We start from the raw sequence: 18,485 nt of genomic DNA on the forward strand, positions 1-18,485 counted from the left end.
AGGATTAGCTCAGGAACGGTTTAAAAATATCTGACCAAGGCTGAAACGACAATCCCAAGGGTGATAGCTATTAAAGGTCTTTTATAAACCAGCATCACGACGGCCGTGGTCAATAATGCCATCTGAGCGCCTTTGTCGCCTGTGAGGGCAACGGGGGCTAAAATCGCCACGAGAACGGAGCCTGACATCCCCTGAATAAAGGCTTTTATTCGGTGATTAAAAGGCACAAAGGACATAATCCAGACACCACCCCATCGGGTAACGAGTGTGACCAACGCCATAATAAAAATAATAATAAGAGGTCCTGTGCCTACCGTCTCAATACTCATTTTTTCTCTCTCATGATAATTCCAGTAATACCTCCGGCGAGGGCTCCAGCGATCACATGACTATTTTCTGGTAACCATTTATACGCTATCAGCGAGGCACTGGCCGCTGCGGCCCAGATAATCAACATCCTCAGGTTTCTTTCCCCTTCGAACACCATAGAAAGGAGAAAACACCCCATGACCATATCAAGACCAACGCTTTTGGGATCCTGGATAACGCTCCCAAAATACAGTCCTGCCAGGGTCCCTGCTCCCCAAAAAAGCCATAACGCAAGACCGCCACCAAAGAGTAATCCCAACCCCGCGCTTCCCCTGCTGAATGCCTGTATGGACATGGCCCAGTTAGCATCGGAAACGACCATTATGATCCCGTAGCGTTTAGCGGGTGTTAACGCGCGCAACCACGGGTATAAAGTGGCCCCCATTAACAGATGCCTGGCATTAATGGCAAAAACGGTGGCGATAAGGGTTAATACAGGAACCTGATCGGTCCAAAGCTCTAAGGTGGCGAATTGAGCATAACCGGCAAAAACCAGCAAACTCATCATTGTCGCCGACGTCGGGTCCACTCCTTTCTGCGATGCGGCCAGGCCAAAGGCGGCACCAAAAATAGCGACAAAGAGTGAAACCGGGATAAGCTGCCGAAAACCATCCCATATCAGCGAATGATTAAGTTGAGACAAATCGGGCTGGTGATGCGTCATCCGGGACCTCATGAATTTCATAACAGTGAAAGCAAACAGGGGGCCACTATGACAGTGTTGTGGAATCGATAAAAACGCATAATAATTGATATTAATATTTGATTATCGAATGAAAGGCTCAAAGGTGCATCATCAAGACCTCCAGATGGACTGGCTTAAATGTTTTGTCGCGGTAGTGGATGCGGGATCGCTTTCGGCTGCGGCACCTGAAGTCCATCGCTCACAATCTGCGGTCAGCATGCAACTTAAAAAGCTGGAATCTGCATTAGGGTGTCAGCTTTTACTTCGCGGCCCTCGTCAACATCAACTCACGTCTGAAGGACAAAAACTGCTGGGGTATGCCCGAAGGATGCTCGACCTTCATGCTGAAACACAGGCCGCATTTCACGGTAAGGAGTTAACAGGGCGTATTCGTCTGGGAGTTCCTGATGACTATGCAGCAAAATACCTTACCCCTGCGCTGAAGAGATTTGCCCCTAACTTTGGGTCAGTCGAGATCGAACTGAGCTGCGAGCAATCAACGTCACTCATTCCTCGCGTTGAGAGCGGCGATCTCGATTTGGCCCTGGTCTCCCGGGAGCAACCCAACCAGGGCGCGTTACTGTTTTATGAACCGATGGTGTGGGTGGGTTCTCCACAGTTTGAGGTCTGGCGGCGCGATCCATTACCCATTGCGGTTTATGAAAGTACAAGCCTTGCTAAACGTAGTGCTATCAACGCACTAGCACTGCAGGGGCGGAGATATAAGGTGGTGTATAACAGCTCCAGTCTGTCGGGACAGATTACAGCTGTAGAAAGTGGCCTGGCTGTTGCCGTTCTGACCCAGTGCAGCGTGCCACCTCATCTGCAAATTCTTGGCAGTGAACATCTTTTGGGGCCTCTTGAACCCATGGAAGTCTCATTGTTCAGAAGCCATACTTCCCAGGGTTCTCCTGCAGTGGATAGTTTGTACGATTTGCTCCTCAGGACATTACGGGTCAGAAAAGTTGAAAGTTAAGACGATTTATTAGGTGCCTCAACGTCCGCTCCTCGCTCAAAGCGGACCTTGGAATTGAAAGCTTAGGGACACCTGACACAATTTTGCATAGTGAAGAAGCGGCCATCGCTAACGATCAGATCTTCAACGTATCAATGACCATCCGCAGGGCAGGGGAGACGTTTCGATGCGGATAATAGAGAAACAATCCTTCCATTCGCAGGCTGTAACGCTGCAACACCCTGATAAGCTTACCGTGTTCTAAATCATCCGCGACCAGTTCAACAGGGACATAGGCTAACCCGAGGCTCAGCCGGGCGGCGGCTGCTTCCATATAGCTGTCAGATAAGGTCCATTGTCCTTCTGGTCGATGGGTTATTTTTTATCATCCTGATTGAGTTCCCACTGGTATACGCTGGCGTCGGCAAACACAGGGATGCGCTTTTAAATCCGCCGGGGTTTGCGGAAAACCGTCGCGACGACAATGTTCCGGAGTACCCACAATCGCCATCTCCATATCGGGCGTGATGCGCACAGCTACCATGCCCTGGCCAACTTCAGGCCCCAGACGGACGCCGGCATCAAATCTTTCCTCGATGATATCGCCATGGAGATCATGACATTCACACCGTGAAATACGATCTGCATGGCATGCAGATTACTGTGAGTGTCTATGCGTTGACCCGGGAGGTGACCTTCTCATTTTCCGACCTATGTACTCTCACTGCTGATGATGTTTTGTTTTTGTTAAATGTATTTAACGATATTTTGTAATTACGAAGCGAAATATTTAAAAACAGCCATTCCTCTAAAAGAAAAAATCGCCATATGACTATTTTTAAGTTTTTTTAAATAGCGATTCCTTTCTCCCTTCCCATTCCTTTTTATCTTCAAAAATAATATAAACCTATAAATTAATTAAAAAATGGTGTTTTAGGTTTAAAAAAATGATTTAAGCGATATTTACGTTTACTGATGGTGTTGTGAGTGGTTTTATATTCCAACCAAAAGCGACGGTGCAATACGATGTTCTATCACCCATCGGATCACTGCGCATAGGCACTACTGATATTGAAAATTGGGATATAAAAGAATGTTCAAGAAAACGTTAATCGCAGCGGCAATCGTATTTTCTGGCGCAGCAATGGCAGCGGAAAGCACCGGCGTAGCAGGGGGTACTATCACGTTTAATGGTTCTGTCTCCGACACCACCTGTGATGTGACAACTAATAATGGTTCCGATTTCACGGTAAATCTGGCACCGATCACACTTACCGACGTAACTAGCTCCACGGGTATCGTTACCGCCAACAGCAAAAATTTCACCATGAATCTAAAAAACTGCTCCGCAGCGGATGCAGATACTCAGACTCTGAAAATCACCTTCACCAGCAGCAACCTGTCTGATGATGGCAAATACCTGAAAAACTACAGCGCCAACGGCGCAGAAGGTGTGGGTATTGCTCTGACCTCTGACGGCTCCACCGCTGTACCGTTTGAAACGGCATTCAATACCGGCCTGACCTCTGCAGACGCATCTAGCGCTGACGGCGTTACGCTGACTATGCACGCTAACTACTACAACTTTGGCGGCGCTGCTGCGACCACCGGTAAAGTGGTTACCGATGCAACCTATTCTTTTAGCTACGATTAATCACATAAGCCGGGGTATCAACCCCGGCCTTCAAGATCATGAAAAAATTAATAGTGTTTCTCCTCGCAGCTCTAGTTTCACAGACGGTCGCCGCCAGCGTCGTCATTAATCAGACTCGCGTTATCTATCCAGCCGAAACAAAATTTGTTTCGGTACAGCTCGTTAATGACAGTGATAAAACCCACCTGGTACAGTCCTGGCTGGATAACGGTGATGCATCCGCAGCACCAGAAAAGATCAAAGTGCCGTTTTCTCTGATGCCACCGGTGGTCAAAATGAGCGGTCATAGCGGACAAACGTTGAAAATTGCCGCGACAAATATCCAGACACTGCCTGCTGATAGAGAAAGCGTATTCTGGCTTAACGTATTGGACGTTCCGCCTACGCCGGAAGATGCCAATGAAAACTACCTCCAGGTGGCGATTCGTAACCGCATTAAAGTCTTTTATCGTCCGACCTCACTGGAACCACTGGATAGTAAAACGATCGAAAAAGTCTCGATTTCTACATCGGGCGGTCGAACCTGCCTGAAAAATGATTCGCCGTACTATCTAACCATCCCTCAGGTTGTCAGTTGGCAGGGCGGTCAGCTAAAGCAGGTCAGAAAAGACAATTTACTCTCCGATACCGTGTTTATTCAGCCATTCGGCTGTGTACTCGTATCCGACAAAGTCCACTCCGGTGGACAGTATCGTATAACCTGGCTTGATGATTACGGTACTAAACGCTTCAGCCTACTTAATAAATCGTAATTACTGCTGATACCAGGTTCTATTCTGATGAAGAACAGTTTTCTGTTTTGTAAAAGCCTGTTAGTTCATTCCGTCAGCCTCGCTTTATGTTCTTCTTTTGGGGCGTACGGCGAAACGTTCAACAGTAGCCTGCTGGTCGGTAATTCCGCGGATATGGATTGGAGTAATACAAAACTGGTGATGACCCCAGGTACGTACGATCTTGATATCTATGTGAATAATGCATGGCGCGGCAAATTCGCTATGACGATTGCCAACGATGATAAAACGACGGTACAGATTTCACGAGATGATGTGTCATTGCTGGGAATTAGCGACCTGGACGCCGCGGTTGAAGCTGCGCCAGTGCGTCTGATCGATATCAATGCGTTACTGCACGGCGGGAAAAGCAAACTGACGCCGGGCGAGCTGCGTCTGGATCTGGAAGTGCCGCAGGCCTACGTGATCACCGAGAACCGTAACTGGGTTTCCCCGCAGAAATGGGACCAGGGTATCAACGGCATTTATACCAATTACAACGTAAACTACTACAACTTTCACGGCCTGAGCGAAGGATATACCAACAGCGATAACGTTTATCTGTCACTGAACAGCGGCTTGAACCTATCCAGCTGGCACTTCATCGACAATTCAACGTGGATGCGTTACAGCAACCTCGGTAAAAGCTATTGGGTCAATACAACCCGTTATCTGGAGAAGCCGATTGCGCAGATTGGCGCACTAATGCGCGTTGGCCGTGCTTATACCACCTCAGACTACTTTGATACCGTGCGCTTTCGTGGCCTGACGCTCAACAAAAGTCGCCAGATGTTGCCCGACAGCGAACGTGTGTATATGCCTGTGATTAACGGCATTGCCACGAGTTCTGCGGTCGTGAGCGTATATCAGGACGGGCATATTATTCATCAGCTCACGGTTCCTGCTGGTCCTTTTTCAATCAGGGATTTAATGCCAACCGGTTCGCGAGGCGATCTCTCTGTGGAAGTGAAAAACAACGGCGGTAATACCGAGCGTTTTGTGGTGCCCTTTTCTTCCATTCCTGACATGCTTCGTCCAGGGACCAGCGACTATCAGTTCAACATTGGTGAAGTGGATATGCGTGGTATCAACGACCATAGCAGCTTCGCTCAACTCAGCTATTCGCGGGGGATCAACAACTATGTGACCGCCACCGCGGGAAGCATCTGGAATGCCGACTATCGTTCGTTTTTGGTTGGCGGCGCGCTGTCCCTTCCCTACGCAGGGTCGCTATCGGCATCCGCTGAGACATCACAATATAAATTGCCGGGAGATAGTCAGCGCCATGGTGAAAAATATTCGCTCTCATGGAGTAAATTCTTCCCGACCAAAACTAACCTGACGCTGGCTTCCTATTACTACCGGACACAGGATTACGCATCGTTCAGCGATTATATTCTGACCCGAACCAATATCGCGGACTACGGTGGTACGAATACCTCAACGCAGAATAGCAAACAGGCTTTCAGCGCCAATATTAATCAGCCGCTGCCGGATAATTTTGGCCGCCTTATGTTATCGGCGTACTGGCGTGATTACTGGCGCGGTCAAAAAACCAGTCGTCAATATAACCTGACCTGGAGTAACGTCTTTAACAGCGTGAATTACTCCGTTTCACTGCGTCGCTCTGAGGTTTCGCAGTCTTACTACGACTATGAAACGAATAACGAAGGTAACGTTGTCAGTTCGCTGCGTTCGCGGGGGAATACGGAAAATAATCTTTATTTATCCGTGACTATCCCGATGTCTATCTTTGGGACTCCGGGCAGCGTCGCGACACATGCCAGCGTTCAGAAGGGGCAGTATACTTCGTCTGATGTCAGTTTGAGCGGCAGCGCGCAAAATGTTGATTATAGCCTGATGCTTGCACACGATCGCGATGGTAATTCACGGTCTGCTGATTTGTATACCTCCTGGAAAAATAGTCTCACCAGCCTTAACACCGGGCTAAGCATGGCTCGCGAGTATCGTCAAACCAGCCTCGGGGCGAGCGGCAATATTCTGGCGTGGCAGGGCGGGGTGATAGCCTCACCAAATACCGGGCGGAACTTTGTCATTCTTGAAGCCCCCGGTGTAGAAAATGCTGTGGTCAACGGTGACTCATCCACGCGAACCAATAACCACGGTATTGCCTTGGTTACCAGCGCTACGCCGTATCGACAAAATAACTTCCATCTCGAACAGGATGGTACTAAAAGCAGCGATGTGGATTTACAGGGCAACTTGCTGAATATCGCCCCATACGAAGGCAGCATCACTTATCTGAAATATAAAACAGATACTCGCAAGGTATTTATGTTGGATGTTCAGGACAGCAACGGCGATCAACTACCGTTCGGTGCACTGGTTTCAGATAACCAGAATCAAGAGCTGGGCTATGTGTCTCAGGGAAGTCAGATGTTTATTAAATCTGACACGATGCCTGACACAATCCGTATTAATACCAGCAAAGGCAAATTAAAGCGTAGCTGCGTTATTATGCAGCCAAAAGAAAATGCCACCAATATCTGCCGATAACCTGATGTGAGTAATGATACCAACATGAGAAAAAATTTATTTATTATCGCAGCTGTTTTTTGGTTGATATTTCTCCCACTGCATGATGCCAATGCAGCGGCAGATGTTCAGGCCCGAGCGGTAACTGGCGATACTTGCCGTAATAGCGGCATTCTATTTAACAGCGTTGCCGAGGCGGATAAATCGTTAAATCTTTCTTCTGAGTTTTTGACCTCAAACGTCGTCGAGAAAACCTACACCACAAGCTGGTCCGGCAGTATGACCTGTGTTTATGGGAATGTGGGTATCGGCGGGCTGTTGCAGGATCATCTCTATTATTTCACCGGTTTTAACAGCAACCCGGTGTATCTTAACTTTAATAGCGCGGATGGTGAGAATAGCTATTGGATTAAAGTGACGGCGCAAATCACCGGTGATACCAAAGTTACCGTCAGTGGTATCGTGGGTATTCACTCGATAGCTTACCAGACACAATACACCGTGCGCGCGGAGCTGTTGACCACTCCACCAACGGGGGTGTCTACCTATACTAAAACCACGTATAACGGCGCGCTGAGCGTCATTCCCGCCGTGATGAGCGGTACCGGTTCTGGCAGTGATAGCCCGTTACTGTCCAGTAAGACCTACGCCTATCGTGCGTGGAATAACATGATGTCGGACACCGCTCGCAAAAGCTGGGATACCGATCATTTTATTGCCTACGAGAAACTTACTATTCAGTTTGAACCCAAAGAGACTACCTGCAATATGACGCATAATATGACGGTAAAATTACCGCCAGCATCACTGAATATGCTAAAAATAAACGGCAAAGCCAATGGGGCTGATTTCACTATTCCCTTAAAATGCGGCAACCTTGCAGGTGTCAAAACGGCGACGAGGAACGTTAAAGCCTGGCTGTCCAGCAACGATCTGCTCACAACTGACACCAGCTATCAAGTTATGGTTAATGATGAAACAACCGCTGGTGGCGTTGGTATTGCCATTCGCAGTCGCTATTTTTTGGGCGATTATGAAGAAGTTAAAATATCCAGTAGTAACGATATGGAACACGCGACGCAAATTCTTGACATCGCCAAAAACGATGACATTCAGGATATTCAATATATTTATCTGCATGCTTATTACAAAGTCTATAAAGCTTCCGCGCTAAGTACCGGCACAGTTGTGGCGACGGCACAAATTATGCTTGGTTACGATTAGGTCATTATTTATCTAAGTTTATTTATTTTTGAATAGCGTGAAAGGTTGTCATGAAGATATCAATTCAGACTGTGCTTAATTTATTACACAATATTATTGTTCCAGTTTCTGCAGATCTGGTTAATCACTTACAAAGAACGGCGATTATCACTTATTATTTGAGCCGTCATGCCCGGCTTGATCAACAGTCCGTCAGTACGGCATTTCTGGCCGGGATGCTTCATGATATCGGTGCGCTCAGCAAAGATCGCGCCAGGCTCACCGTCGGTAGCGAGGACTTTCTTGATAACCATGAACAACTGGGGAGAACGATGACATCAGGGATCCGTTTCCTTAATCCGGTCACGCCGATCCTTGAAAATCACCATGTGAAGTGGTCCGATACTAACGACGAAAACCTGCCGCTGGTGAACCATCTTGTGCATATGGCGGACACGTTCGAACTTTATCTGCGCACGATTAAAGGCGACTTTATTGCTCAGCGTGAACAGATTATTACGCAGTTTTTCCTCCTGCCCGAGCAGTGGCCAGAAAAGTTGATCAATGCACTAAAGGAATCCAGCAACGAGGACGGCTTCTGGTTCCGGCTTGGTAACCCCATGCTGCCTCAGGTACTGAACGCCATCAGCCCGCTACACGACCACATGCTCGATCACCATGACTTTCTGGAGGTGTGCCAGCTGATTTCCAGAATTGTGGATACCCACAGCAGCTTTACTCGCACCCATAGCACCAGCGTGGCCCATGTCGCCGCGCGCTTAGCTGAGCTGTACGGCTACGATCGCGATATGCAGGAAAAAATATGTATTGCTGGCTACCTTCACGATATCGGCAAGCTTTTTACACCGCTCAGTATTCTGGAAAAAAGAGGGAAACTCGAAAACGATGAGTACGCGATAATGAAACAGCACAGCTATAAAACGCTGGTAATGCTCAACCCGATTCCAGAGCTTGGCAACATTGTGCACTGGGCTGCGAATCATCACGAACGGTTGGATGGCAGCGGCTACCCTTTCAGGCTTACAGCAGCCTCGCTCGATATGCCTTCGCGCATTCTTGCCGTCGCGGATGTTTTTACTGCCATGACAGAGAATCGCCCTTACCGACAAGGCATGCAAAGTGAGAAAGCGCTGACCATACTCCGTGAAGAGGCGGCGAATTATAGGTTGGATCGGGACATCGTGGTATTACTAGACCATAATATTGCAACTGTGAAGCCACTTGTCGCAATGTATTGAGTCTGTAAGAACAGAAAATGAAATATTTGATTGCCAATAAAGTCGTTTACGATACGGAAAGCGGGGAGCTGAACATTCCTGATGACGAGCTTACTGAAAGCAAAAAGCTCACACATACGGCGAACCGGATCCTGTCACTGCTTATCGCCTCACCCGGTGAAGTACTTGAACGCCAGTATCTGCTTGAGCAGGTATGGGAGTCTGTTGGCCACACCAGCTCAAGCTCATCATTAAATCAGTACATCAGCATTTTGCGCAAAACGCTGACTTCGTTCACTGATATTGAAGAGTCAATTATTGTTGTCCCGAAAGTGGGTTTTTTCTTTTCTGCGGATATCGACATTGAGCGAATTGATGCGGTCAACGAGATACCGGGCCGGGCCGAACCTAAACCAGTATATACGCCAAAGAAATCCTTACCGCTAAAATACGTGTTCGCCACCTTCATCGTGATTGTGCTTATCATCGCTAATCTGTGGGTCTGGTATCCCTCGCAGAAGAATGAGCGCTATTCCAATCTGGCCTTCATGGGGAACTTAGAAAAATGCACTATCAGTACCTACGAACATGTTTCAGCAGATACACGGAAAAGAATACTGGAAGTGCTGCGATCCGCCGAACCAAATCTAAATGAGAAATGCCTTAAGCACCCGACACAGTTGATGGTGAATATCCAGCCAAGCGTATTTTACGGTAGCCGCGGACGGATTTTTTATTCATTGTGTTCTTTGGATTCAGAGGTCGGTGAGCTGACCTATTGTGAAAACCATTACGCATTTAACTGGGAAATGAAATGAAGTTTGCACTAACACTGTCTGCGGTTATAGCCACTTTAACGGCTACATTTTTCTGGGGATTGATGGATCATTCTTCGTCCTATTTAGATGACCGTTGCTTTGCGAACTTCACCTACACTGATAGTACCGACAGTAACGCTTTCAGCTTCAAAGGTAATATTGTTTTTGAAATGTCTAAAAATAAAACAGGGCAATTTAATTTATCCGGCGATATGGGTTATCAGGGGAAGAATTATACTTTATCCCGTTACGTAAAATTCACTTATACAAACATCAAAGATAACTCCTATAGGGTGAAAGTACTTTCTCAGGAAACTATGGCCCACGATAATGTCCCGGCCGACTTATCCCCGCTCGCCATTAAAATATTCTTTCTCAGTGGTGAATATTCAATGCATATGACGAAAAATGATAATAACTTTATCACTATCGGTAATGCGCTCTCACCGCTGATGAATTGCGTCATTCAGTCCTGATGTTCGTTCAACATCACAAGGAAGTTCTTGTGCATCAAGAAATCAAAAAATCAAATTGTGTTAATTGTTCCAAATGCGGCTTTGCGGCCGCCTGCCAGTCGTATCTTTTCGACCGGCAGGAGCCTATGTTTATCAACGATTTGTCGCGTAAAAAAAGAGTAGCAAAAAACGAGTATATTTATCAAAGTGGCACGCCAGTTCGCGCATTGTATGCACTGAGGCGCGGTATTGCGAAGGTTTATGATGCGCAAAATACCCTCCAGGGTGTCGTCTTTCCCGGCCAGGTTGTGGGCGTGGATGAGCTGTTTGCCAGCCACTATCAGTACAGCGTCCAGGCCGCCACTGAGGTAGAAGTTTGTGAGCTGCAAAACCGTCACTTTTATCAGATTAGTCAGATTACACAAGACTTTACCAATCTGATTATTCATATACTTTCACGCTCCGCCAAAGAAAAGCAGCAGTTAATTAGCGTGCTGGTAAAACCCGACGGGTTACAGAAAGTCAGCGACTTCATCCAGCTAATGGCAGATACGCGTAAAGAATATGGTTTTGACCACCACGATTTTGAACTTCCGCTGAACAAAAAAGAGTTAGCGCAACTGTTGGGCATTTCACAATCGACGCTGGCGCGGGCGCTTGATACGCTGGTTGAGCAGCAAATCATCGCGGTAAATAAGAAAGAGATTACCTTACTGTAGAAGTCATCACGTGGTGGGCAAAGCCTGCTTCTTCCCACCGCACTCCCGTCATTTTATGACTGACTCGGCAACGCACCGCTTCGTCGCATGAGCAGGTCCACCTAAAAATTTATGCACTTCGTTTCTCACCGAATTCTGTATTGGTTTTGAGTCAGCGCTTAATGCTCATGTTGCAACCGTTGACCATCACGTTTCACTTCTCTTTGAAGCCTGCAAGAACGATGTGAATGGTAACGATGATGAGAGGGGGATATCGGTAAAATACAGTCGATAGGCATGACTGCCGCTACCGTATTGCCGCACTAACATGGCAGTGATGCGTTCACACTGGCCTGTCATCTCTGATGTTGTCACACTTAAAATACAACAAGCTCGCCTCCAGACGGTTTCCACCTTTTCTCTGTGCACACATCTACGAAGATGGAAACCTTACTGTTATCGTCTGATTCTTTCTGAATATAAAGTTTAAATCACCAGGTTGATATGAAAATGTTATTTTATTGAAAATATAAATTTTAAATTTATTTGAATTGTCGTCAAATGAAGCGTAAATACCAATTTTTTATTTATTTCAAAACAACCTCTTGAATAAGTGGATGTTGTGGGTAGTATGGTATTTGTCCTGTTGAGTTTGAGGCTATGATAATGAGAAATATATTAAGCATTGCTGCTTTTATGATTTTTTTAGTTAACGCGCCGGTTTATGCAGGGAAAATTTATCTATCCGGAATGGTAGTCGATAATGCTGCTTCAGCAAGGCAGCAATGCGTGGAACAAGCATTGACGTTTGGCGTTGAAAATATCTGCCACAGTAAACAAGGTGCCAGTATTATGACTACAATTAAACATGTCACCGTCACCTTTAAGAATAGGCTAAGTCAAGCCCGGATTGTGACGTTAAATTATTCATAGTTGTCTGTCTTTATTAAAAAAGGCGATGCTATAAAGTTTGTTATAATTAATATATGTCCCTGCTGCAATGTTAAACGTCACCGTGCTTTCAGTGACATCAGTATCAGTTTTGCTTATCTAACCGGCTTGCCTCAACGCTCAAATTTGCGGTCAGACTCATTATCCCGCAGATAGTTGTGACTAAATAGCGGCACAGTTTTCCGGCTGCGCCGCCTGCATCATGCTATTGCGCCATTAACACGAATTCACCTCAGCCAAAGTATTCCCGCGTGAACGTGACGTTTGGGTGCTATGCGAAACCATCACCAGTAGCTGGAGTAATGGTGTTATTGAGAGACATGAAAATCTCCACCCAAGTTGCTGAAGATCCACTTTTTACCCCTCGCTGGCATGGTCCCTCGCGACGATGACATAACCATTACTAATAAAAGGTCCTGCTGATGATATTCATTGGTGAAGTCAATTATACGTTACGGGTAACAAGGCGTAGTTTAATTCCTTAAGTGAGAGGCAATAGGCCAGATGATCTAAATACAGGAGTAACCGCTATGTCATTCGTAACCACAAAAGACGGCGTTAATATTTATTTTAAAGACTGGGGCGATAAATCAGCGCAACCAATCGTGTTCCATCATGGATGGCCACTCAGTGCTGATGACTGGGATAACCAGATGCTTTTCTTCCTGGCGCAGGGGTTCCGCGTTATTGCCTTCGATCGTCGCGGTCATGGGCGTTCGGACCAGATAAGTGAAGGGCATGATATGGATCACTATGCTGCTGATGCATCGGCTGTAGTTGAACATTTGGATCTGAAAAATGCAGTACATGTGGGTCATTCTACTGGCGGCGGTCAGGTTGCGCGCTATGTGGCCAGATATGGTCAGCCACAAGGCCGTGTTGCAAAAGCAGTTCTGATTAGCTCAGTACCTCCGCTGATGGTTAAAACCGACAGTAATCCAGGCGGCACACCGGTTTCTGTCTTTGATGGTTTTCGTCAGGCGCTGGCTGCCAATCGCGCGCAGTTCTATCTTGATGTGGCATCCGGGCCGTTCTATGGATTCAACCGCGATGGGGCGGTGGTTTCTCAGGGAACCATCAATAACTGGTGGCGTCAGGGGATGATGGGGAGTGCAAAAGCTCATTATGAAGGGATCAAAGCCTTTTCTGAGACGGATCAGACCGACGATCTGAAAGCCATTACGGTACCCGTTCTGGTTATGCAGGGTGATGACGATCAGGTTGTACCCTATAAAAACGCCGCTCTGTTGCAGGACAAATTACTGAGCAACAGCACGCTACGTATCTATCCGGGCTATCCTCACGGAATGCATACTTCGCATGCGGACGTCATTAATGCTGATATTCTGGCGTTTATAAAATCATAAATCGTGCAGTGGAAGAGCGTGTCCCGCGCTCTTCCAGTTATATGTCTCGGCGCCACCATCAGGCAGTAGACATATAAATGCTCAAATATTCAACGTTTCAATCTCCATCCTGAGGGCAGGGAGACGTTGCGATGCGGATAATAGAGAAACAGTCCCTCCATTCGTACGCCCTAAAAAACCCGAATAAGCGCCCCGCGCTCTAAATTATCGGCGACTAGCTCTAGGGGAACATATGCCAGTCCCAGACTCAGCCGGGCGCTTCCGCTTCCATATAGCTGTCAGATAAGGCCCACTGTCCCTGCGGCCGGTGAGTCACTCTGGATGAGATCCCACTGCTACATACTTCCGTCGCCAAACTGATAGGCAATACACGGATGCGCGGCTTAGTCCGCTGGTGCTTGTGCTCGTATAACGATTATCGTCCGGCGGCTAACCCGATGTTGCGTGGTGCAGCCCCAGTTTTTCTGGCAAAGCATAGCGATTTAAGTTCTTTGTTATTTCAGGCGTTATCCCCGATCTTCATGCCATATATACACTGGCGGAAAGGGCGTCTGAAGGAATGGGTAAACGAAACTCCCTCTATTTGCACCAACAACAACGAGAACATATTCACCAGCTTTCAACCAGCATCCTGTGGCGCAGCGAACTCCCGACCTGGATAATCATGATGGCCATTTATGGCGGCTGGTTTGCGACCCTGGCGAACTGGCAGACGTTGGGTTTATATCCCGCCACCGTGCTGCTTATCGGGTTTACCGCCTGGTATATGTCGCTACAGCATGAGTTGATCCACGGACATCCCACCCGATTTCCCCGGCTGAACCAGCTTTTCGGCACGCTGCCGTTGGCGGTCTGGTATCCGTATGGCCTGTATCGCGACTCCCATCTGGCGCATCACCGTAACGACCACCTTACCGTACCCGTGGACGATCCTGAGTCTTATTACTTTAGCGATGAAAGCTGGGCGCGGTTTCGCCCGTGGCAGAAGCGGGTGATTCATCTGCGTAACACCTTTATCGGACGGCTGTTGCTGGCGCCGCTGATAGATATCGTGCAGACGCTGGGCAGTGCCGTGTCAGCCTTTCGCCGCATGCAGGTAGCGGCCATGCTGATGTGGATCACTCACGGGGCCTTACTTGCCGTGCTTTTTGGCTGGATGTCGCACCTTGGCTTCTCGCCTCTGTGGTTTGTTCTGGCGGTGAGTTACCCCGCGCTGGCGCTGACCAAAGTGCGATCTTTTTTTGAGCATCGGGCTGCGGACGATCCGCTGGCGCGTTCGGTCATCAACGAGGCCGGGCTGTTCTGGCGAGTCCTGTTTTTGAATCTTAACTATCATTCTGTACATCACGATCTGCCAGGCGTGCCTTGGTATGGGCTGAAGGCGATTTATCTGCACAATCGCGATGCCTATCAGCGGCGCAACCACGGTTTTCTGGTGAAGGGATACGGTGAATGGTTACGCCATTTCTGGGGGAAACCGGTGGATGTGACGGTTCATCCGGGTATTCATAAAGGAGACGGTCATGAGTGATCCGCTGGCATTCCCGATGTACGCCGTTAACCGCCGCGATACGGATGCCCTGTGGCTGGCAGTTCAGAAACTGCTGGTTGACCGGGGTGTGCCGGTAGGGAGCCTCACGCCAGCGTTGCCGCAGGAGGCGCTGGTGACACACTGGCAAAACCCGCAGCTGATCCTGAGCCAGACCTGCGGTTACCCACTGGTGACGCAGCTTTTGGACGTTCAGGTGGTCGGTTGTTTTCACTACACCGCGCCGGGCTGCGAGAACATCTATTACCGCAGCGTGCTGGTGGCGCGCGAAGAGGATAAACAGCAAACCTTTGCTGATTTTCGCGGCCGAGCGGTGGTGTGCAATTCCACTGATTCGCAGTCAGGTTACAACGTACTCATGAAAATGGTGACGCCACTGGCGGTGAACGGGCGCTTTTTCTCGCGCGTTGTCCTGAGCGGCAGCCATCGTCAGTCGCTTCACGATGTAAAACACGGTGAAGGGGATATCGCGGCCATCGACTGCGTGACCTGGGCGCTATTACAACGCCATGAACCCGCGTTGCTGGAAGGGCTGGCGATTATCGACCAAAGTCCGCTGGCGCCTGGATTACCGCTCATCACCGCGAAGGAAACTTCTCCCGACACCCTTGCTGCGCTGCGCGAGGCGCTTCATACGCTGGTGAGTGCGCCGGAATACCGGAAAATTTGTGCCGCGCTGCTGATAGGCGGGTTTAGCGAGGTGACGCGCGAGCCTTATTCGTTATTACTGGACTGGCGCAAGGCGGCGCAAACAGCCGGTGTTACCCGGCTGTAGCTCTTCAGGCAAAGTGGTTTCTGGCCAGCGGAAGGCCCAGCTTTTCCCGCAGGGTGCCCGGCGCATATTCGGCTTTCATCACCCCTTTGGCTTTGAGAATAGGGACAACCTGTTCCGCGAAGCGATCAAAATCCCCCGGCAGTAGCGGGAACATCAGGTTAAAGCCGTCTGCTGCCCCGGAAAGATAGATTTCCGCCAGCGTGTCGGCAACGTCCTGCGCACTGCCAATAACCAGCCAGCTGTCGGAGCTTTGCAGCAACAGACGACCCAGCTCCAGAATGGTCAGTGCGGGGTCGTAGTCCCGGATGAGTTGCAGTACGGTGCGAATACCGTCGAAGTTAGCTTCGTCTGGCAGCGGCGGCAGCGGTTTATCGTAGGGATAAGGGCTCAGATCCAGCTTTAGATAAGCCGACAGCAGATCGATAGCCATCCGATCGCTCATCAGCTGCGCGTTAAGCTGCTGGCGCTCGGCTTTTTCGGCTTCGGAATTCACCACCACCGGCAACACCCCGGCGATGATTTTAAAGGCTTCAGGCGAACGTCCGAGCGCTTTCAGGCGCTGATTCATCTCTTCGCGGTAGGCTTTTCCCTGCTCGATGGACTTGATAAACACAAAGTGCATATCCGCCTTGCTGGCGGCGAGTTGCTTACCGGCTTCGGAAGAGCCTGCCTGCACAAGAACAGGATGCCCCTGCGGCGGACGTGGCACGTTAAGCGGGCCACGCACCTTAAAGAAATCGCCGTGATGATTAAGATGATGCACTTTGTCGGCATCGGCAAACAGACCGCGCGGCTTATCAAACAGGAGCGCGCCATCTTCCCATGAGTCCCACAGATGGGTGACCACATCGATAAACTCCCCGGCGCGCTGGTAACGATTACCGTGCTGCGGGATCTGATCCAGACCGAAGTTGGCGGCTTCCTCTTCCAGCCAGGAGGTCACGATATTCCAGCTTGCGCGCCCATTACTCAGGAAATCGAGCGAGGCGAAGTAGCGCGCCAGGTTATAGGGTTCGGTGTAAGACGTTGAAGCGGTTGCCATCAGGCCAATATTGTCCGTCACGGCGGCCAGCGCCGAGAGTAGCGTCAGCGGTTCAAGGCGGGCATTGGCGTAATGGGCAAGGCCGCTGTCCCAGATCCCGGTATGGTCGGCAATGAACAGGGCATCAAGCGTGGCGGCTTCGGCCTTGCGGGCAAGGGCGGTGTAGTAGTTGAGGGTGAAAATCTCGTGCTCGGGGGCGTCCGGGTGACGCCATGAGAACCGGTAATCACCCTGTGGATTGAAAAAGAACAGGTTCAGGATCATGGTGTTGTGCGACATTGTGGGGCCCGTGTCAGGTTGTGGCCGATCCCTGGCCATTGGATAATTAAATGCGTTAAAGGTTGGTATTGACCCATTGTTCTGCCACGGCAGCAGGATCCTTGTGCTGGAGGTCGACCTGCTTGTTCAGCTCGACAAGAGCGGTGTTATCCAGCTTGTGAGACACCTGATTGAGGATGTCGTCGATTTTTGGCGTCAGCGCCGCTTTGCGAACCAGCGGGACAACGTTTTGGCTTGGCTGTTCGTGTTTATCATCTTCCAGCACCACCCAGTCCTCTTTGGCGAGCGAGCCTTGGGTGGATACCACCGTTGCCACGTCAATTTTGCCGGAGTTCAGCGCCAGACGGGACAGCGGCCCGCCCATGTCGAGGGATTTCACCTCTTTAAACTCCAGGCCGTAGACGCGCTTCAGACCCGGCAAACCGAGGGCGCGAACCGGAAACTCCGGCGGGCCGCCGATCACCAGCTCGTGTGCAACAGGCGTCAGATCGGAGAGTTTGGTTAAGCCGTATTTTTTGGCCGTTTCGGCGCGGACAGCCCAGGCCGTGACGGAGCTTGCGGAAGAGGGGGTGAGCAGCGTGAATTCTGCCGGCAGCACTTTTGCCAGCCCGGCGCTGACGTCACTCTGGGTGGTCGCCAGGGTTTTGGTGTCATAGTAATTCAACAGTGCGCCGAGATATTCCGGGACAATATCTATTTCACCGCTTTTCAGGGCCGGAATAATAATTTCTCGGTTACCCAGATTAAGCCGCGTTTTCACATCAATATTATTTTTCTTTAATGCGCTGGCGTAAATATTGGCAAGAATGGAGCTTTCGGTAAAGTTCGCCCCGCCAATGGTGACGGTTTCCGCCAGGGAGGTAAAACTTAAGCTGAATAATCCTGCCGCCAGAAGGGATAATTTAAATCCACGGCGGTTAAACGCTTGCCATAATGATTGCTTCATAGAGCCTCTTTTTTGCAGGTGGTTTTTATCATGATTCCGTTATTGCAGATGCGAGCTTTGACTGAAATAACACGTTGTTGATAAGTGAAAATATCCCCTCGCAGGCCAGTGCCAGCAGCGTCACCACAAGGGAGCCGGCAATAACCTGCGGTATATCGCGCTGCCCAAGACCATCAATCAGGAAGCGGCCGCGGCCACCCCACCCGGCGAAAGCCGCGCCCCCCCCCCAGGGGGA

The 18,485-nt window shown here is 49.3% G+C and carries 17 protein-coding genes and 3 pseudogenes; 13 read left to right on the plus strand and 7 right to left on the minus strand.

From position 1 onward, the window contains the following. Positions 1–20: 20 nt before the first annotated feature. Together ACW14G_RS08845 and ACW14G_RS08850 are read right to left on the minus strand one after the other, a co-directional pair. Positions 21–329, minus strand: a complete 309-nt coding sequence (locus tag ACW14G_RS08845; RefSeq protein ID WP_087050606.1) for an AzlD family protein — start codon at positions 327–329, stop codon at positions 21–23. Continuing rightward, positions 326–1,033, minus strand: coding sequence for an AzlC family ABC transporter permease (locus tag ACW14G_RS08850; RefSeq protein WP_419057659.1), 708 nt, complete (start codon positions 1,031–1,033; stop codon positions 326–328). Before ACW14G_RS08850 ends, ACW14G_RS08845 begins: the two co-directional genes overlap by 4 nt. A gap of 145 nt (positions 1,034–1,178) precedes the next feature. Here ACW14G_RS08850 and ACW14G_RS08855 point away from each other — a divergent pair, with 145 nt between their 5' ends. Next, the gene (locus ACW14G_RS08855) at positions 1,179–2,030 is read left to right on the plus strand and encodes a LysR family transcriptional regulator (RefSeq protein WP_228084740.1); all 852 of its coding nucleotides are present in this window, start codon (positions 1,179–1,181) and stop codon (positions 2,028–2,030) included. Positions 2,031–2,145: 115 nt separating this feature from the next. Here ACW14G_RS08855 and ACW14G_RS08860 read toward each other — a convergent pair. Continuing rightward, positions 2,146–2,646, minus strand: a pseudogene (locus ACW14G_RS08860) (LysR substrate-binding domain-containing protein). A gap of 456 nt (positions 2,647–3,102) precedes the next feature. Between ACW14G_RS08860 and ACW14G_RS08865 the strand changes: the two are divergent. The 10 genes from ACW14G_RS08865 (at position 3,103) to ACW14G_RS08910 (ending at position 13,659) form a co-directional block, all read left to right on the plus strand. Next, a complete protein-coding gene (locus ACW14G_RS08865; protein WP_416869992.1) occupies positions 3,103–3,663 on the plus strand; it encodes a fimbrial protein in 561 nt (186 codons plus the stop codon). Between the two features lie 38 nt (positions 3,664–3,701). Continuing rightward, a complete protein-coding gene (locus ACW14G_RS08870) occupies positions 3,702–4,415 on the plus strand; it encodes a fimbrial biogenesis chaperone (protein WP_419057664.1) in 714 nt (237 codons plus the stop codon). Between the two features lie 27 nt (positions 4,416–4,442). Then, entirely contained in the window at positions 4,443–6,950 is a 2,508-nt protein-coding gene (locus ACW14G_RS08875) for a fimbria/pilus outer membrane usher protein (protein ID WP_455648562.1), read from the plus strand. A 24-nt stretch (positions 6,951–6,974) separates the two neighbouring features. Further along, on the plus strand, positions 6,975–8,153 hold the full coding sequence (locus ACW14G_RS08880) for a fimbrial protein (protein WP_419057666.1): 1,179 nt from the start codon (positions 6,975–6,977) through the stop codon (positions 8,151–8,153). Positions 8,154–8,203: 50 nt separating this feature from the next. Then, positions 8,204–9,391: an HD domain-containing phosphohydrolase gene (locus tag ACW14G_RS08885; RefSeq protein ID WP_223803975.1), complete on the plus strand. Its 1,188-nt coding sequence runs from the start codon at positions 8,204–8,206 to the stop codon at positions 9,389–9,391. Positions 9,392–9,408: 17 nt separating this feature from the next. Beyond that, positions 9,409–10,188, plus strand: a complete 780-nt coding sequence (locus tag ACW14G_RS08890; RefSeq protein WP_419057668.1) for a winged helix-turn-helix domain-containing protein — start codon at positions 9,409–9,411, stop codon at positions 10,186–10,188. Next, complete coding sequence (locus ACW14G_RS08895) at positions 10,185–10,664, plus strand: hypothetical protein (RefSeq protein WP_163449528.1); 480 nt, start codon at positions 10,185–10,187, stop codon at positions 10,662–10,664. The genes ACW14G_RS08890 and ACW14G_RS08895 overlap by 4 nt, the downstream gene beginning before the upstream one ends. Before the next feature lie 29 nt (positions 10,665–10,693). Further along, a complete protein-coding gene (locus ACW14G_RS08900) occupies positions 10,694–11,362 on the plus strand; it encodes a Crp/Fnr family transcriptional regulator (RefSeq protein ID WP_223803976.1) in 669 nt (222 codons plus the stop codon). Positions 11,363–12,007: 645 nt separating this feature from the next. Continuing rightward, positions 12,008–12,274 carry a hypothetical protein gene (locus ACW14G_RS08905; RefSeq protein ID WP_163449527.1) on the plus strand — a complete coding sequence of 89 codons (267 nt, stop codon included), beginning with the start codon at positions 12,008–12,010 and terminating at the stop codon, positions 12,272–12,274. Between the two features lie 548 nt (positions 12,275–12,822). Then, on the plus strand, positions 12,823–13,659 hold the full coding sequence (locus ACW14G_RS08910; RefSeq protein ID WP_163449526.1) for an alpha/beta fold hydrolase: 837 nt from the start codon (positions 12,823–12,825) through the stop codon (positions 13,657–13,659). A gap of 81 nt (positions 13,660–13,740) precedes the next feature. Here the strand turns inward: ACW14G_RS08910 and ACW14G_RS08915 are convergent. After that, positions 13,741–14,039 (minus strand): annotated as a pseudogene (locus tag ACW14G_RS08915) (LysR substrate-binding domain-containing protein); the annotation flags it as partial. Positions 14,040–14,218: 179 nt separating this feature from the next. Here ACW14G_RS08915 and ACW14G_RS08920 point away from each other — a divergent pair. Further along, the gene (locus ACW14G_RS08920; RefSeq protein WP_249022276.1) at positions 14,219–15,190 is read left to right on the plus strand and encodes a fatty acid desaturase; all 972 of its coding nucleotides are present in this window, start codon (positions 14,219–14,221) and stop codon (positions 15,188–15,190) included. Beyond that, positions 15,183–15,983, plus strand: coding sequence for a phosphate/phosphite/phosphonate ABC transporter substrate-binding protein (locus tag ACW14G_RS08925; RefSeq protein ID WP_249022275.1), 801 nt, complete (start codon positions 15,183–15,185; stop codon positions 15,981–15,983). The genes ACW14G_RS08920 and ACW14G_RS08925 overlap by 8 nt, the downstream gene beginning before the upstream one ends. 4 nt (positions 15,984–15,987) lie before the next feature. Here the strand turns inward: ACW14G_RS08925 and ACW14G_RS08930 are convergent, their stop codons facing one another. The 3 genes and pseudogenes from ACW14G_RS08930 to ACW14G_RS08940 all read right to left on the minus strand — a co-directional run. Further along, entirely contained in the window at positions 15,988–17,304 is a 1,317-nt protein-coding gene (locus ACW14G_RS08930) for an LLM class flavin-dependent oxidoreductase (protein WP_249022274.1), read from the minus strand. A gap of 55 nt (positions 17,305–17,359) precedes the next feature. Continuing rightward, complete coding sequence (locus tag ACW14G_RS08935; RefSeq protein WP_167576639.1) at positions 17,360–18,250, minus strand: ABC transporter substrate-binding protein; 891 nt, start codon at positions 18,248–18,250, stop codon at positions 17,360–17,362. A gap of 28 nt (positions 18,251–18,278) precedes the next feature. Then, positions 18,279–18,485, minus strand: a pseudogene (locus tag ACW14G_RS08940) (ABC transporter permease); the annotation flags it as partial.

This window comes from Kluyvera sp. (assembly GCF_965301105.1).

What these genes read in the sequence shown, in the direction of transcription:
- ACW14G_RS08890 (WP_419057668.1), top strand. Translation starts at nt 9,409, where the DNA reads ATGAAATATTTGATTGCCAATAAAGTCGTTTACGATACGGAAAGCGGG.
- ACW14G_RS08935 (WP_167576639.1), bottom strand. Translation starts at nt 18,250, where the DNA reads ATGAAGCAATCATTATGGCAAGCGTTTAACCGCCGTGGATTTAAATTA.
- ACW14G_RS08875 (WP_455648562.1), top strand. Translation starts at nt 4,443, where the DNA reads ATGAAGAACAGTTTTCTGTTTTGTAAAAGCCTGTTAGTTCATTCCGTC.
- ACW14G_RS08865 (WP_416869992.1), top strand. Translation starts at nt 3,103, where the DNA reads ATGTTCAAGAAAACGTTAATCGCAGCGGCAATCGTATTTTCTGGCGCA.
- ACW14G_RS08910 (WP_163449526.1), top strand. Translation starts at nt 12,823, where the DNA reads ATGTCATTCGTAACCACAAAAGACGGCGTTAATATTTATTTTAAAGAC.
- ACW14G_RS08870 (WP_419057664.1), top strand. Translation starts at nt 3,702, where the DNA reads ATGAAAAAATTAATAGTGTTTCTCCTCGCAGCTCTAGTTTCACAGACG.
- ACW14G_RS08845 (WP_087050606.1), bottom strand. Translation starts at nt 329, where the DNA reads ATGAGTATTGAGACGGTAGGCACAGGACCTCTTATTATTATTTTTATT.
- ACW14G_RS08930 (WP_249022274.1), bottom strand. Translation starts at nt 17,304, where the DNA reads ATGTCGCACAACACCATGATCCTGAACCTGTTCTTTTTCAATCCACAG.
- ACW14G_RS08855 (WP_228084740.1), top strand. Translation starts at nt 1,179, where the DNA reads ATGGACTGGCTTAAATGTTTTGTCGCGGTAGTGGATGCGGGATCGCTT.
- ACW14G_RS08905 (WP_163449527.1), top strand. Translation starts at nt 12,008, where the DNA reads ATGAGAAATATATTAAGCATTGCTGCTTTTATGATTTTTTTAGTTAAC.
- ACW14G_RS08885 (WP_223803975.1), top strand. Translation starts at nt 8,204, where the DNA reads ATGAAGATATCAATTCAGACTGTGCTTAATTTATTACACAATATTATT.
- ACW14G_RS08920 (WP_249022276.1), top strand. Translation starts at nt 14,219, where the DNA reads ATGGGTAAACGAAACTCCCTCTATTTGCACCAACAACAACGAGAACAT.
- ACW14G_RS08925 (WP_249022275.1), top strand. Translation starts at nt 15,183, where the DNA reads ATGAGTGATCCGCTGGCATTCCCGATGTACGCCGTTAACCGCCGCGAT.
- ACW14G_RS08895 (WP_163449528.1), top strand. Translation starts at nt 10,185, where the DNA reads ATGAAGTTTGCACTAACACTGTCTGCGGTTATAGCCACTTTAACGGCT.
- ACW14G_RS08850 (WP_419057659.1), bottom strand. Translation starts at nt 1,033, where the DNA reads ATGACGCATCACCAGCCCGATTTGTCTCAACTTAATCATTCGCTGATA.
- ACW14G_RS08880 (WP_419057666.1), top strand. Translation starts at nt 6,975, where the DNA reads ATGAGAAAAAATTTATTTATTATCGCAGCTGTTTTTTGGTTGATATTT.